A 13,513-nucleotide genomic window follows, 5' to 3' on the forward strand; every position below is an offset into this window, starting at 1 on the left:
CTGGCAACGCGGCTAAAACACCGACCAGTCCATTTCCCGGGCAAGACGTTCCATCGCCTCAGTACCCAGTTTGGAATTACCATTGCGGTCCAGCCCCGGCGACCAGACGGCGATGCAGGCCTGACCCGGCACAACACCAAGGATACCGCCGCCGACGCCGCTTTTGGCGGGCAGGCCGACGCGATAGGCAAACTCACCCGAGCCGTCATAATGCCCGCAGGTCAGCATCAGCGCATTGAGCCGCCGCACCCGGTCCAGCGAGACCATGCGCGGATGGCAGTCGGCGCCGATCAAAAACCGCCCTGCGCGTGCCAGCTGCGTGGTGGTCAGTTCGGTGGCGCAATGGTGGAAATAGGTGCCCAGCACCTTCTCCGGCGGGTTCTTGAGATTGCCGAAAGAGGCGAGAAAATGCGCGTGGGCAAAGTTGCGGTGCCCATGGGCAGTTTCCGAGCGGGCCACATCGGCGTTGATGTGAATGTCGTCATCCTCCGCCGCGGCGCGGATAAAGCTGAGGAACTCGGCCAGCGCTTCACGCGGCTCGCGACCTGCGAGCACCTCATCCGTGGTGACGATTGCGCCTGCGTTCACAAATGGATTGCGGGGGCGGCCACGTTCGTGTTCCAGCTGGACGATGGAATTGAACGCTGTGCCCGAAGGCTCCCGCCCGACCCGCCGCCACAGCTGATCGCCAGAGCGACCGAGCGCGATGGCGAGGGTGAAGACCTTGGTGATGCTTTGGGCCGAAAACCGCGTGGCGGCATCCCCCGCGCTGTAGATCTGCCCGTCGGCGGTTGCCACGGTGATGGCAAATTGGTCGGGATCGACCTGACCCAGTTCAGGGATGTAGCTGGCGACCTCGCCCCGGTCGGGATCATCGCGAAGATCGCTGTTGATGGCGTCGAGGATCTGCTGCAAGCGCGCGTCCATGGCTGCGGGGCCTCCCAATTTATGGCCGACGTTAGCCGGATGCTGGTGCTAAGACAAACGCAACGGGACTGGCATTGGTTCCATGGATCGGGTAGCGATTTGATCAAAGGTTTTGCGGGAGGTTGGGCGATGATCCCTGTCACAGGTTTTGAGGGCGCAAAAGTCGCCGTGTTGGGGCTGGGCCGGTCGGGATTTGCCACCGCACGGGCGCTGCGCGAAGGCGGAGCAGAGCCGATCTGCTGGGACGACAATCCCGGCGCGCGGGCGCGGGCCGAGGTTGAGGGGCTCACCTGCCGCGATCTGCTGAAATCCGGGGCATTTGATGACATTGCCTCATTGGTTGTCTCGCCGGGGATCCCGCATCTTTATCCCAAACCCAACCCGGTGATCCGCGCGGCGATGATCGCGGGCGTGCCGGTGGACAATGACATCGGGCTGTTTTTTCGCTCGGTTGCGACACGGGGCTGGGAACGGTTCGATCAGGCGCCGCGCATCGTGGCGGTCACGGGGTCCAACGGCAAATCCACCACGGTGGCGTTGCTGCACCACATCCTGCAGGAGGCCGGACGCGAGAGCCAGCTGGCGGGCAATATCGGCCGGGGTGTGCTGGACATTGATCCGCCGGGATCGGGCGGCATCGTGGTGCTGGAGCTGTCGAGCTATCAGACAGATCTGGCCCGCGCGCTGACGCCGGACGTGGCGGTGTTCACCAACCTCAGCCCCGACCATTTGGACCGGCACGCGGGCATGGGCGGCTATTTCGCAGCCAAGCGGCGGCTGTTTGCCGAAGGCGGACCGGATCGCGCTATCATTGGCGTGGATGAGGATGAGGGGCTGTATCTGGCCGGTCAGCTCTCTGAGGCCGCCAGCGACGACCGGGTGATCCGCATCTCGGCCAGTCGGAAACTGACCGGGCCGGGCTGGCAGGTCTTCGCCCGCAAGGGGTTCCTCAGTGAATACCGCAAAGGGCGACAGGCGGCGTCGATTGATCTGCGCCAGATGCAGGGGCTGCCCGGCGCGCATAACCATCAGAATGCCTGTGCGGCCTATGCTGCGGCGCGTGCTTTGGGCCTCGCACCACGTCTCATCGAGGACGCGCTGGCCAGCTATCCGGGTCTGCCGCATCGCAGTCAGACCATCGCGACCCACGCAGGCGTGCGCTATGTCAACGACAGCAAGGCCACCAATCTGGACAGCGCGGTGAAGGCCTTGAGCGCCTTTGACAATATCCGCTGGATTTGCGGCGGGCTGGAGAAAGACGGCGGGCTGGAGGCCCTGCGCGGCCAGACTGGCAAGGTGCGCAAAGCCTATGTGATCGGGCGCGAGGCGGCGGGCTTTGCCATGCAGCTGGACGTTGAGGCTGAGGTCTGCATCACCATGGCCGAGGCCGTCGCCCGCGCCAGCGCCGAGGCGGAGGCGGGCGATACGGTTCTGCTGGCCCCTGCGGCGGCGAGCTTTGACCAATACGACAACTTCGAACAGCGCGGCGAGGACTTTATCTCCGAGGTGGCGAAGCTGCAGAGTTGACGCCTACTGAGCTGCGGATTGCGCCATCTCTCTGGACAGGATCTGGTAGTATTCGGGCAGGGTGGCCTGTAGCCGGGCATGGCCCTCGGGGGTCAGTGTCACCTCCTTGGAACGGCCATCGGTCTCGCTTGCGGTGATGCGAACCAGCCCGTCGGCCTGCAGCGCGTGCAGCGTGCGGGTCATCACCGGTTTCGAGACATCAATCCGCTGCGCGATCTCATTCGGGCTGAGCCATTGGCGATCCGGTTCCCGGTCGATGACGATCAGCACCAGAAATCGCAGCTGCGACAGGCCATGCCCCGCAAAATAGGTTTCCAACTTGCGGATCAGCAGGCTGGCCCGGCGCATCATCAGCAGGGCATCGCTGATGAGCGCCGGGTCGCTGCCATAGGCCTCCACGTAGCGTTCGACCATCTGGCGGGAGGGCAGCTCCTTGAGGAAGAACATGCGGTCAGGCCAGCGCGGTCATCTTGTGGATTTCAGCCGGGGCCGCCAGCCAGTTTTCATATTTGGCAAAGATCGGTTTGATGTAATCCATATCGTAATGGGCAGCGAGGGCGTCGTCGCTGGTCCATTCCTCATCCAAGTAGAAACAATCGCCGCTGCGACCTTCAAGCAGGTTGAATTTCAGGCAGCCGGGTTCGGCGCGGGTGGGGGCAAGGATGCTGGTGAGGCTATCCCGGACGTCCTGCATATGCTCGGGCTTCGGGGTGATTTTGGCGATCAGTTGAAATTGCGTTTTCATCAAAAGGCTCCTTAATGAGTTATCATGATAACTAAATAGATATGCGGTCGCGAATGTCAAGCCACAGGCGGGCGGCTTGGCTCAGCTGCGGGCTGCGATTGCGCTGCCTGCGGCCACCCCAGAGGCCCAGGCCCATTGGAAATTATAGCCGCCAAGCCAGCCGGTCACATCAACCGCTTCACCAATGGCATAAAGGCCGGGAACGGTCTTCGCTTCCATGGTTTTGGACGACAGCGCATCGGTGTCGATGCCGCCCAGCGTGACCTCTGCCGTGCGGTAGCCTTCGCTGCCGGAGGGGGTGAGGTGCCAGTTTTCAAGACGGTCGCTGAGATCGCGCAAAGCGGCGTCGGATTGATCTGCCAGCCGCCCCTTGAGGTTGAACTCGGGCGCCAGAAAATCCACCAGCCGCCCGGGCAGGTGGCGCGCCAGCTCGGTGGTCAGGGCCTTGCGCCCGGCCTCCTGACGTTGGCTGCGCAGCAGGTCAAATAGTGGCGTTTCAGGGATCAGATTGACGCTGATCTGCTCCCCCTCACGCCAGTAGGATGACAGTTGCAACACCGACGGGCCAGACAGGCCGCGATGGGTGAACAACAGGGCCTCGTCAAAACGGGTGCGCTCATTCGACAGCCGCGCGGGCAGGGCAACGCCTGCCAGCGGTTTGAATCGTTCTTCGGAAAAGGTGAAAGGCACCAGACCGGGGCGGGTGTCCGTCAGGGGCAGATCAAACTGGCGTGCCAGATCATAGGCGAGGCCGGTGGCCCCCATCTTGGGGATGGATTTGCCGCCCGTGGCAATCACCAGATTGCGGGCGGTCAGCACCTGCGGCTTGCCCTCGCGCGCCACTTCGACGCGGAACCCATCAGCGCTGCGCGTCACGGAGGTCACGCTGGTTTGCAGCCACAGATCGGCGCCCGCTGCCTTCAGTTCCTCCACCAGCATCGCGACAATCTGCTTGGCCGAGCCATCGCAAAACAGCTGGCCGAGGGTTTTTTCATGCCAGGCGATGCCGTGACGGTCCACCAGCTCGATGAAATCCCACTGGGTGTAGCGGGCCATGGCGGATTTGCAGAAATGCGGGTTCTGCGACAGGTAGTTTTCCGGGCTTGCGTACATATTGGTGAAATTGCAGCGCCCGCCGCCAGAGATGCGGATTTTTTCACCCGGTGCCTTGGCGTGATCAATCACCAGCGTGCCGGGGCCGGAACGCGTTGCACACATCATGCCAGCTGCGCCAGCGCCAAGGATCAGGGTTTCATAAGCCATGCCCGGCCATAGGCGCGGATAACTGCCAAAGGCAAGAGGAAGAGGGTGGCCTGATGAAAACTTTCCGGGTACTGTTTGCCCAACGATCCCGAAAACGGGACGGATCACGAGGCAGATAGTGGCGGTTTACCCATGACTGAAATGGTCTATGGCGCGCTCCCCGTACAGGCGGGCGAGCCGATTCTACCCAAATGGTGGCGGACGCTGGACAAATGGACAATGTCCTGCGTCCTGATGCTGTTTGTTATCGGGCTTTTACTGGGGCTTGCGGCCTCGGTCCCGCTGGCAGAGCGCAACGGATTTGACAATTTCCACTATGTTGAGCGTCAGGCGGTGTTTGGTATCACGGCGCTGGTAGCGATGGTGATCACCTCGATGATGTCACCGACGCTGGTGCGGCGGTTGGCAGTCATCGGGTTTATCTGCGCCTTTGTGGCGCTGGCCCTGCTGCCGGTGTTCGGCACCGATTTTGGCAAGGGCGCGACGCGCTGGTACAGCCTTGGCTTTGCCTCGCTTCAGCCGTCAGAATTCCTGAAGCCCGGATTTATCGTGGTGGCGGCTTGGATGATTGCTGCAAGCCAGCAGATCAACGGGCCGCCGGGCACGCTGATGTCCTTTGGCCTGTGTCTGACCGTGGTGTTGATGCTGGTGATGCAGCCTGACTTTGGTCAGGCCTGTCTGGTGCTGTTTGGCTGGGGCGTGATGTACTTCGTGGCTGGCGCGCCGATGCTGCTGTTGGTGATCATGGCGGCGGTGGTGGTGATGGGGGGCGTTGTCGCCTATTCCAGCTCAGAGCATTTTGCCCGCCGCATTGACGGCTTCCTGAACCCTGAAATCGACCCGACGACTCAGATGGGCTATGCCACCAACGCCATCCGCGAGGGCGGTTTGTTTGGCGTCGGTGTCGGCGAGGGTGAGGTGAAATGGTCGCTGCCTGATGCGCACACCGATTTCATCATTGCCGTCGCGGCCGAGGAATACGGGTTGGTCCTCGTCGTAATCCTGATCCTGCTCTACACCGCTGTTGTGGCGCGGACCCTGTTCCGCCTGATGCGGGAGCGGGACACGTTCATCCGCCTTGCAGGCACCGGTCTGGTTTGCACCTTCGGGGTGCAGGCGATGATCAACATGGGCGTTGCTGTACGGCTCTTGCCGGCCAAGGGGATGACCCTGCCGTTTGTGAGCTATGGTGGTTCCTCCCTCATTGCGGGCGGTATTGCGGTTGGTATGCTGCTGGCGTTTTCGCGCTCGCGTCCGCAGGGCGAGATCGCGGATTTCCTGCGTGGGCACGGACGGGGTCACGGGCATCAAACCGGGCCTGCGCGCGGCCATGGGCGCGGATAGAAGAAAGACCTGAATTACGATGGCGCAGAAATTGCTCTTGATGGCGGCGGGTGGCACCGGGGGGCATATGTTCCCCGCGCAGGCTCTGGCCGAAGCGATGCTGAGACGCGGCTGGCGGGTGAAGCTGTCCACCGATGCGCGCGGGGCGCGCTACACCGGTGGCTATCCGCACACGACGGAGATCACGGAGGTGTCCTCGGCCACCTTTGCCCGTGGCGGGCTGCTGGCGAAGGCGATGGTGGCACCGAAGATCGCGGCGGGTGTTACCCGGATGGCACTGCAGATGCGGCGCGACCGGCCCGATGTGGTGGTGGGATTTGGCGGCTACCCGTCGATTCCGGCGCTGGGGGCGGCGACGCTGCTGAAACTGCCGCGTATGATCCATGAACAAAACGGCGTGCTGGGCCGGGTCAATCAGCTGTTTGCGACCCGCGTGGCCGGGGTGGCCTGCGGTGTCTGGCCCACGGATCTGCCGGAAGGGGTTGATGGCGTGCATGTCGGCAACCCGGTGCGCGGCGCTGTTCTTGAACGCGCTGGGGCCGGCTATATCCCCCCCGGTGATTACCCGATGTCGGTGCTGGTGATGGGCGGAAGCCAGGGCGCGCGGATCCTGTCGGACGTGGTGCCGGGGGCAATTGCGGCGCTACCCGAGGCGCTGCGCAGCCGGTTGCGTGTCTCGCATCAGGCGCGCGATGAGGATGGCGCGCGGGTGACGCAATTTTATGCCGAACATGGGATTTCGGCGGAGGTGCAGCCCTTCTTCAGTGATGTGCCTGCGCGCATGTCGGAGGCGCAGCTGGTGATTTCACGCTCTGGCGCCTCTTCGGTCGCGGATATCGCGGTGATTGGCCGCCCGTCGATCCTGATCCCCTTTGCTGCAGCGGCTGGCGATCATCAAAGCGCCAATGCCCGTGGGCTAGTGGATGCCGGTGCGGCGATCCTGATCCCGGAGAGCGCCCTTGACGTTTCGGCGCTGACAGAGCAAATGAGCGCGGTTCTCAGCAATCCCGATGGTGCCAGTCAGATGGCGCGGGCCGCCTTGCAGGTGGGTATTCCCGACGCGACCGAGCGGCTGGTGGGGCTTGTTGAACAGCTGTCCGAGGAAGGAATGACATGACCCCTGCAACCAAACTCCCCGGCGACGTCGGCCCGATCCATTTTGTGGGTATCGGCGGCATCGGCATGTCCGGCATTGCCGAAGTGCTGCTGAACCTCGGCTATGTGGTGCAGGGTTCGGATCTGAAGGCGTCAAAGATCACCAACCGGCTGACAGAGCTGGGCGCGCGAATCTTTGTCGGGCAGGCGGCGGAAAACTTGGAAGAGGCCGCAGTTGTGGTCATTTCCTCAGCGATCAAACCGGGCAATCCCGAGCTGGACGAGGCGCGCTTGCGTGGTCTGCCGGTAGTGCGCCGGGCGGAGATGCTGGCAGAGCTGATGCGCCTGAAATCCAACATCGCCATTGCAGGCACCCATGGCAAAACAACCACCACCACCATGATGGCAGAGCTGATGGTGGCGGGGCATTTTGATCCGACGATTGTGAATGGCGGGATTATTCACGCCTATGGCTCCAACGCGCGGATGGGGCAGGGCGAGTGGATGGTGGTTGAGGCCGATGAGAGTGACGGCACATTCAACCGCCTGCCCGCGACCATCGCGGTGGTGACCAATATCGACCCGGAACACATGGAGCATTGGGGGGATTTTGACACTCTGCGGGACGGGTTTTATGACTTTGTCTCCAACATCCCGTTTTATGGCGTCGCGGTCTGCTGCACCGATCACCCTGAGGTACAGGCGCTGGTGGGCCGGATCACCGACCGCCGGGTTGTCACCTATGGCTTCAACGCGCAGGCGGATGTGCGTGCGGTCAACCTGAGCTACAAGGCCGGTGTGGCGCATTTCGACATTCACTTGCAGGCCGAAGACCGCGTGATCGAGGGCTGCACCCTGCCGATGCCGGGGGATCACAATGTCTCCAACGCATTGTCCGCCGTGGCCGTGGCGCGCCACCTGGGCATGAAGAGCAGTGAGATCCGCGAGGCGCTGGCGGCCTTTGGCGGGGTGAACCGTCGCTTTACCAAGGTGGGCGAAGTGGATGGTGTGACCATCATTGACGACTATGGCCACCATCCGGTTGAGATCACCGCCGTGCTGAAAGCGGCGCGTCAGGCCTGCGACGGGCGGGTAATTGCGGTACATCAGCCGCATCGTTACTCGCGCCTGTCCAGCCTGTTTGAAGATTTCTGTGCCTGTTTCAATGAGGCCGATGTCGTCGCCATCGCCGAGGTCTTTGCCGCCGGTGAAGACCCGATCGAGGGCGCCGGTCGCGATGATCTGGTGGCCGGTCTGATCCGCCATGGCCACCGCCACGCGCGCGCCCTGCTGGACGAATCGGATCTTGAACGCCTGGTGCGCGAACAGGCGCGCCCCGGTGATATGGTGGTCTGCCTTGGGGCGGGGACCATCAGCGCCTGGGCCAATGGCCTGCCCGAACGGTTGCGGGGCTGAGGGTGACTGGCGTGATCTCATATCTGCTGGCGGTTGGCCCGGTGGGTGAGGTGACGCCATGCTGAGCCTGCTTGCTGCCATCCTCTGGGTGTTCGTGGCCACCGGCGTCGCCGCATTGCCGTTGCGCTGGCAGCGGGGACCGGGGATTGCACTGATCGCTGTGGCGCCGGGTCTGATCTATCTGCTGGGACGGGATCACGGCTGGTTTGCCGCCGCTTTTGGAACCTTTGCGCTGGTGTCGATGTTCCGCCGCCCGTTGTTGCATGTGCTGTCGCGCCTGCGCCGCGCTCCGACGCCGGAGGTGAAGGAATGACGCTGTCGCTCATCCTTGCCTGTCTTTGGGTGGTGGCGGCCAATGTGTTGGCGATGGTGCCCAGCCGCGACAATCACTGGTCGCGCGCCTATCTGCTGATCGCGGCAGGAATCCCGCTCGTCGGCTATGTGACCTATGAAAACGGCCCCTGGTGGGGGCTGGGTGTGCTGTTTGCAGGCATGTCGATGCTGCGTTGGCCGGTGATCTATTTGGGCCGCTGGCTGCGCAGTCGGCTGAGCCGCGGCTGAAGCCCGCCGATTCTTTCGCTCTTGCAATCTTCCTTTGGCACCTGGCATCGGGTTGGGCCATTGTGTGCCCGACCCAAACCGGAGTAAACGCAGGTCTGATCCGGCGCGCATGAGTCTTTTTCTGCGTCCGGGTGGCCATAATGGCGCCAGTGCGTATTGGTGCGACAGGCAGGGGCAGGGCATATGAATATCGACGGGCTGCGTGGCAAGCTTCATCCCAATCGCGATCTATCCGGGTTGACCTGGCTGCAGGTTGGCGGCCCGGCGGATTATCTGTTTCAGCCTGCTGATATCGAGGATCTGAGCCATATGCTGCGCAGTCTCGACCCAGAGGTGCCGGTGTTTCCGATGGGGGTCGGCTCAAACCTGATCGTGCGGGACGGCGGTATGCGGGCGCTGGTGATCCGGTTGGGGCGCGGGTTCAATTCGATTGAGATTGAGGGCGACACGGTTGTGGCGGGGGCTGCCGCGCTGGATGGTCATGTGGCGCGCAAGGCGGCAGACGCGGGCATTGATCTGACATTTCTGCGCACCATCCCCGGCTCCATTGGCGGCGCTGTGCGGATGAATGCGGGCTGTTATGGCAGCTATGTCGCGGATGTGTTCCAGTCGGCCACCGTGGTGCTGCGCAGTGGTGAGGTGGTGACGTTGAGCGGGGAAGACCTGAATTTTGCCTACCGCCAGAGCGATCTGCCAGAGGGGGCGGTGCTGGTATCGGCGACCCTGCGCGGTGGCAAGGGTGAGCCGGATGCGCTGCATGCGCGGATGGAGGAGCAGCTGGCCAAGCGCGATGCGACACAGCCAACCAAGGACCGGTCTGCCGGATCCACCTTTCGCAATCCGGCGGGGTTTTCCTCCACCGGGCAGGCGGATGACGTTCATGATCTGAAGGCCTGGAAGGTCATTGATGATGCCGGAATGCGCGGTGCGCGGCGCGGGGCTGCGCAGATGAGCGAGAAGCACTCCAATTTCTTGATTAACACGGGTGGCGCATCTGCCGCAGATCTTGAGGGATTGGGGGAAGATGTCAGAAAAAAGGTTTACGCCAATTCTGGCATAACGCTAGAGTGGGAAATCATGCGGGTGGGGGATCCGCTTTCCAAATAGCCGACAAAGGCCATGTTTTTCAGGATGTTACTCCTGATCAGCAGGGTGCCGCTTTGGGAATCGCAGCGGCAGGCTAACTGGAAAAGCGTGATCTTGGTAAAGGCACTGTTAACGGGCCGGTAACGTTTATGACGTTAATGTGGTGACAGCGAACCACAAGGGTGCGCGCAGTGCGGGGAACACGCCTCGCGATATCAAAAAGGCAGGTTCTGACCTGCCGCATTTGCGGTCAATTTGGGATCGCACAACAAGGGGCGAAAAGCCCCGGAACATTTGAGGCGCTTGTCGTGAGTAAGTCGAGCAGGACACTCCCGAAAGTGGCGGTATTGATGGGGGGCCCCTCGGCTGAGCGCGAGGTGTCTTTGTCCACTGGGCGCGAATGCGCCACCGCGCTGCGGGACGAGGGATATCAGGTTACGGAACTGGACGCGGGTCCGGATCTTGCCGCACGTTTGCAGGCGGATCGCCCCGATGTGGTGTTCAATGCGCTGCATGGCCGCTGGGGCGAGGATGGCTGCGTTCAGGGTCTGCTGGAATGGCTTGCCATCCCCTACACCCATTCCGGGGTGTTGGCTTCGGCGTTGGCGATGGACAAGCAGCGCGCCAAATCAATCTACCGCGCCGCTGGCCTGCCGGTTGTTGAGAGCGGGATCTATTCCAAAGCCGAGGTGATGGCGGGGCATGTGATGGCGCCGCCCTATGTGGTGAAGCCCAACAACGAAGGCTCCAGCGTCGGCGTCTATCTGGTGAATGAGGTGGCCAATGGCCCGCCGCAGCTGTCGCAGGATATGCCGCATGAGGTGATGGTCGAAAGCTTTGCCCCCGGACGTGAGCTGACCACCACGGTGCTGGGTGACCGGCCATTGACGGTAACGGATATCCTGACCGACGGCTGGTATGACTACGACGCGAAATACAAACCCGGCGGTTCGCGGCATGTGTTGCCGGCAGATGTCCCCGAAGAGATTTTTGCGCTTTGCCTGGACTACGCGGTGAAGGCCCATGATGCGCTGGGGTGCCGGGGCATCAGCCGGACCGATTTCCGCTGGGATGAGGCGCGGGGCGCCGAAGGGTTGATCCTGCTGGAGACCAACACCCAGCCCGGCATGACCCCGACCTCTCTGACGCCGGAGCAGGCGGAGCATAGCGGTATGACCTTCGGGCAGCTTTGTTCCTGGCTGGTTGAGGATGCGACATGTCCTCGTTGATCGACCGTTTCCGCAAACCCCGCGAGGGGCGCCCTGATCCGGCGCCATCGCGGCTGACCTATCGCATCCAGCGCTGGATGCTGACGCCGGGCATCCGCTTTGGTGTGCGGTTTGGCATTCCCTTCTGTCTGGTTTTTGTCGCCGGGGCCGCCTTTATGGCGGATGATGCGCGGCGTGACCGGTTGCAGGTGATGATCAGCGACCTGCGGGCGTCGATCGAGGAGCGACCGGAGTTCATGGTCAATGTGATGGCCATTGATGGGGCCGGGCGCAGCGTTGCCGAAGACATCCGCGAAGTGGTGCCGATTGATTTCCCCATCAGCTCCTTCGATCTGGATCTGACGCAGATCCGCGATGAGATCACCGGGCTGGACCCGGTGCAGACGGCGGATGTGCGGATCCGCCCCGGTGGTGTGCTTCAGGTCACGGTGGAAGAACGCCAGCCCGCTGTTGTTTGGCGCAGCCGCGAAGGGTTGGCGCTGCTGGATGCAAATGGGGTGCATGTGGCTGAGCTGGGCGCGCGCAATATGCACCCGGACCTGCCGCTGGTGGCCGGGCGCAGTGCGGATGATGCCATTGTGGAAGCGCTGCGGCTGTTTGCCGTGGCCAAGCCACTGGGGCCGCGGATGCGCGGGTTGGTGCGCATTGGCGAGCGGCGCTGGGATCTGGTGCTGGACCGTGGTCAGCGGATCATGTTGCCGGCCGAAAACCCTGTGCCCGCGCTGGAGCGGGTGATTGCCGTCAGCGAAGTGCGCGACCTTCTGGAGCGCGACGTGGCTGCGGTGGATATGCGCCTGGCGGCGCGTCCGACCGTAAGAATGACCGAAAACGCCGTCGAGGACTGGTGGCGGATCCGACAGTTGAACGCAGGCGGGCTATGACATGACCGATCTTTACCAATCCCAGCGCGCCATGCGGCAGATGCGACGTCAGGCGATGCAGCGCGGTGTTGTGGCCATTCTGGATGTGGGCAGTTCCAAGATCGCTTGTCTGGTGCTGCGCTTTGACGGCACCGGGCGGCTGAGCGAGGACAATTCCATCGGCTCACTGGCGGGGCAGTCGGGATTCCGGGTGATCGGCGCGGCCACCACCCGCTCCCGCGGGGTGCAGTTTGGCGAGATCACCGCCATGCAGGAAACCGAGCGCGCCATCCGCACCGCTGTTCAGGCGGCGCAGAAAATGGCTGAGGTGCGGGTGGATCACGTGATCGCCTGTTTCTCGGGGGCCAACCCGCGCTCCTACGGGCTGGATGCACAGGTCGATCTGGAAGGTCAGGTGGTGACCGAGAATGAAATCGCCCGCGTGCTGGCCGCCTGCGAGGTGCCGGAATATGGCGCCGGTCGCGAGGTGCTGCATGCACAGCCGGTGAACTTTGCGCTGGATAACCGCTCCGGTCTGAACGATCCGCGTGGTCAGATGGGGCAGACGCTGGCGGCGGATATGCACATGCTGACGGTGGATGCACTGACGGTGCAGAACCTCGTGCGCTGTATCCAGCGCTGCGATCTGGAACTGGCGGGAATTGCCTCCTCTGCCTATGCCTCCGGCTTTGCCGCGCTGGTTGAGGATGAGCAGGAACTGGGGGCGGCCTGCATCGATATGGGCGGCGGCTCGACCTCGATTTCGGTCTTCATGAAGAAACATATGATTTATGCCGATGCGGTGCGTATGGGTGGCGATCACATCACCAGCGATATCTCCATGGGTCTGGGGGTTCCGACCGCCAATGCGGAGCGGATCAAGACCTTCCATGGCGGGGTGCATGCCACTGGCGCGGATGACCGCGAGATGATCGACATCCATGCCGACACCGGCGATTGGGAGCATGATCGCCGCACAGTCAGCCGGGCCGAGTTGATCGGCATCATGCGTCCGCGTGTTGAGGAGATCCTCGAAGAGGTCCGTGCGCGTCTGGATGCGGCTGGGTTTGACAGCCTGCCGAGCCAGCAGATCGTGCTGACCGGTGGGTCCAGCCAGATCATGGGTCTGGACGGGTTGGCGAGCCGTGTTCTGGGGCAGCAGGTGCGGCTTGGCCGGCCTTTGCGCGTCCACGGCCTGCCGCAATCGGCGACCGGTCCCGGCTTTGCCTCCGCCGTTGGTCTCAGCCTGTTTGCTGCCCATCCACAGGATGAGTGGTGGGATTTTGAAATGCCGGTGGATCGCAACGCCAGCGGCACCTTGAAGCGGGCGGTCAAATGGTTCCGCGACAACTGGTGAGCGGTGGTGCCCGGCAGGGCTGACAAGGGCCTGCCGTCACCTCGGGACCTGTGGTTGCAGGGCTTTCATTAATCAAATGTTAACGAAAAACTTCGCTGGCAAG

14 protein-coding genes are annotated in these 13,513 nt (G+C 62.8%); 10 read left to right on the plus strand and 4 right to left on the minus strand.

Annotated elements, in window-relative coordinates; genetic code table 11:
• Window positions 1-12 precede the first annotated feature (12 nt).
• Window positions 13-927, minus strand: coding sequence for a glutaminase (locus OO25_RS18965; protein WP_040174200.1), 915 nt, complete (start codon window positions 925-927; stop codon window positions 13-15).
• Between the two features lie 129 nt (window positions 928-1,056).
• Between OO25_RS18965 and murD the strand changes: the two genes are divergently transcribed.
• Window positions 1,057-2,454, plus strand: a complete 1,398-nt coding sequence (murD, locus tag OO25_RS18970) for a UDP-N-acetylmuramoyl-L-alanine--D-glutamate ligase (protein WP_040182028.1) — start codon at window positions 1,057-1,059, stop codon at window positions 2,452-2,454.
• 3 nt (window positions 2,455-2,457) lie between these two features.
• Here murD and OO25_RS18975 read toward each other — a convergent pair whose 3' ends face one another.
• From OO25_RS18975 to OO25_RS18985, 3 genes are all read right to left on the minus strand, one after another.
• Window positions 2,458-2,901 carry a MarR family winged helix-turn-helix transcriptional regulator gene (locus tag OO25_RS18975; protein WP_040174196.1) on the minus strand — a complete coding sequence of 148 codons (444 nt, stop codon included), beginning with the start codon at window positions 2,899-2,901 and terminating at the stop codon, window positions 2,458-2,460.
• 4 nt (window positions 2,902-2,905) lie between these two features.
• Window positions 2,906-3,199 (minus strand): putative quinol monooxygenase, encoded by a 294-nt coding sequence (locus OO25_RS18980; protein ID WP_040182030.1) that lies wholly within the window; start codon window positions 3,197-3,199, stop codon window positions 2,906-2,908.
• A gap of 81 nt (window positions 3,200-3,280) precedes the next feature.
• The gene (locus OO25_RS18985) at window positions 3,281-4,462 is read right to left on the minus strand and encodes an NAD(P)/FAD-dependent oxidoreductase (protein ID WP_040182033.1); all 1,182 of its coding nucleotides are present in this window, start codon (window positions 4,460-4,462) and stop codon (window positions 3,281-3,283) included.
• A gap of 132 nt (window positions 4,463-4,594) precedes the next feature.
• Between OO25_RS18985 and ftsW the strand changes: the two genes are divergently transcribed.
• The 9 genes from ftsW to ftsA all read left to right on the plus strand — a co-directional run bounded on the left by ftsW (window position 4,595) and on the right by ftsA (window position 13,410).
• A complete protein-coding gene (ftsW, locus tag OO25_RS18990) occupies window positions 4,595-5,806 on the plus strand; it encodes a putative lipid II flippase FtsW (RefSeq protein WP_052463923.1) in 1,212 nt (403 codons plus the stop codon).
• A gap of 19 nt (window positions 5,807-5,825) precedes the next feature.
• Complete coding sequence (locus OO25_RS18995) at window positions 5,826-6,923, plus strand: UDP-N-acetylglucosamine--N-acetylmuramyl-(pentapeptide) pyrophosphoryl-undecaprenol N-acetylglucosamine transferase (protein ID WP_040182035.1); 1,098 nt, start codon at window positions 5,826-5,828, stop codon at window positions 6,921-6,923.
• On the plus strand, window positions 6,920-8,317 hold the full coding sequence (gene murC, locus OO25_RS19000; protein WP_040174189.1) for a UDP-N-acetylmuramate--L-alanine ligase: 1,398 nt from the start codon (window positions 6,920-6,922) through the stop codon (window positions 8,315-8,317). Before OO25_RS18995 ends, murC begins: the two co-directional genes overlap by 4 nt.
• A gap of 58 nt (window positions 8,318-8,375) precedes the next feature.
• Window positions 8,376-8,630: a DUF2484 family protein gene (locus OO25_RS19005; RefSeq protein WP_040182038.1), complete on the plus strand. Its 255-nt coding sequence runs from the start codon at window positions 8,376-8,378 to the stop codon at window positions 8,628-8,630.
• A complete protein-coding gene (locus tag OO25_RS19010) occupies window positions 8,627-8,878 on the plus strand; it encodes a DUF2484 family protein (protein ID WP_040174185.1) in 252 nt (83 codons plus the stop codon). The genes OO25_RS19005 and OO25_RS19010 overlap by 4 nt, the downstream gene beginning before the upstream one ends.
• A gap of 183 nt (window positions 8,879-9,061) precedes the next feature.
• The gene (murB, locus tag OO25_RS19015) at window positions 9,062-9,985 is read left to right on the plus strand and encodes a UDP-N-acetylmuramate dehydrogenase (RefSeq protein WP_040182040.1); all 924 of its coding nucleotides are present in this window, start codon (window positions 9,062-9,064) and stop codon (window positions 9,983-9,985) included.
• Between the two features lie 287 nt (window positions 9,986-10,272).
• Complete coding sequence (locus tag OO25_RS19020; RefSeq protein WP_040182043.1) at window positions 10,273-11,193, plus strand: D-alanine--D-alanine ligase; 921 nt, start codon at window positions 10,273-10,275, stop codon at window positions 11,191-11,193.
• A complete protein-coding gene (locus tag OO25_RS19025; protein ID WP_024097909.1) occupies window positions 11,181-12,074 on the plus strand; it encodes a cell division protein FtsQ/DivIB in 894 nt (297 codons plus the stop codon). Before OO25_RS19020 ends, OO25_RS19025 begins: the two co-directional genes overlap by 13 nt.
• Window position 12,075: 1 nt before the next feature.
• Window positions 12,076-13,410, plus strand: coding sequence for a cell division protein FtsA (ftsA, locus tag OO25_RS19030; protein ID WP_014874087.1), 1,335 nt, complete (start codon window positions 12,076-12,078; stop codon window positions 13,408-13,410).
• Window positions 13,411-13,513: the final 103 nt, after the last annotated feature.

The sequence above is a fragment of the Phaeobacter sp. S60 genome, assembly GCF_000826845.1.
Classification (GTDB): domain Bacteria; phylum Pseudomonadota; class Alphaproteobacteria; order Rhodobacterales; family Rhodobacteraceae; genus Phaeobacter; species Phaeobacter piscinae.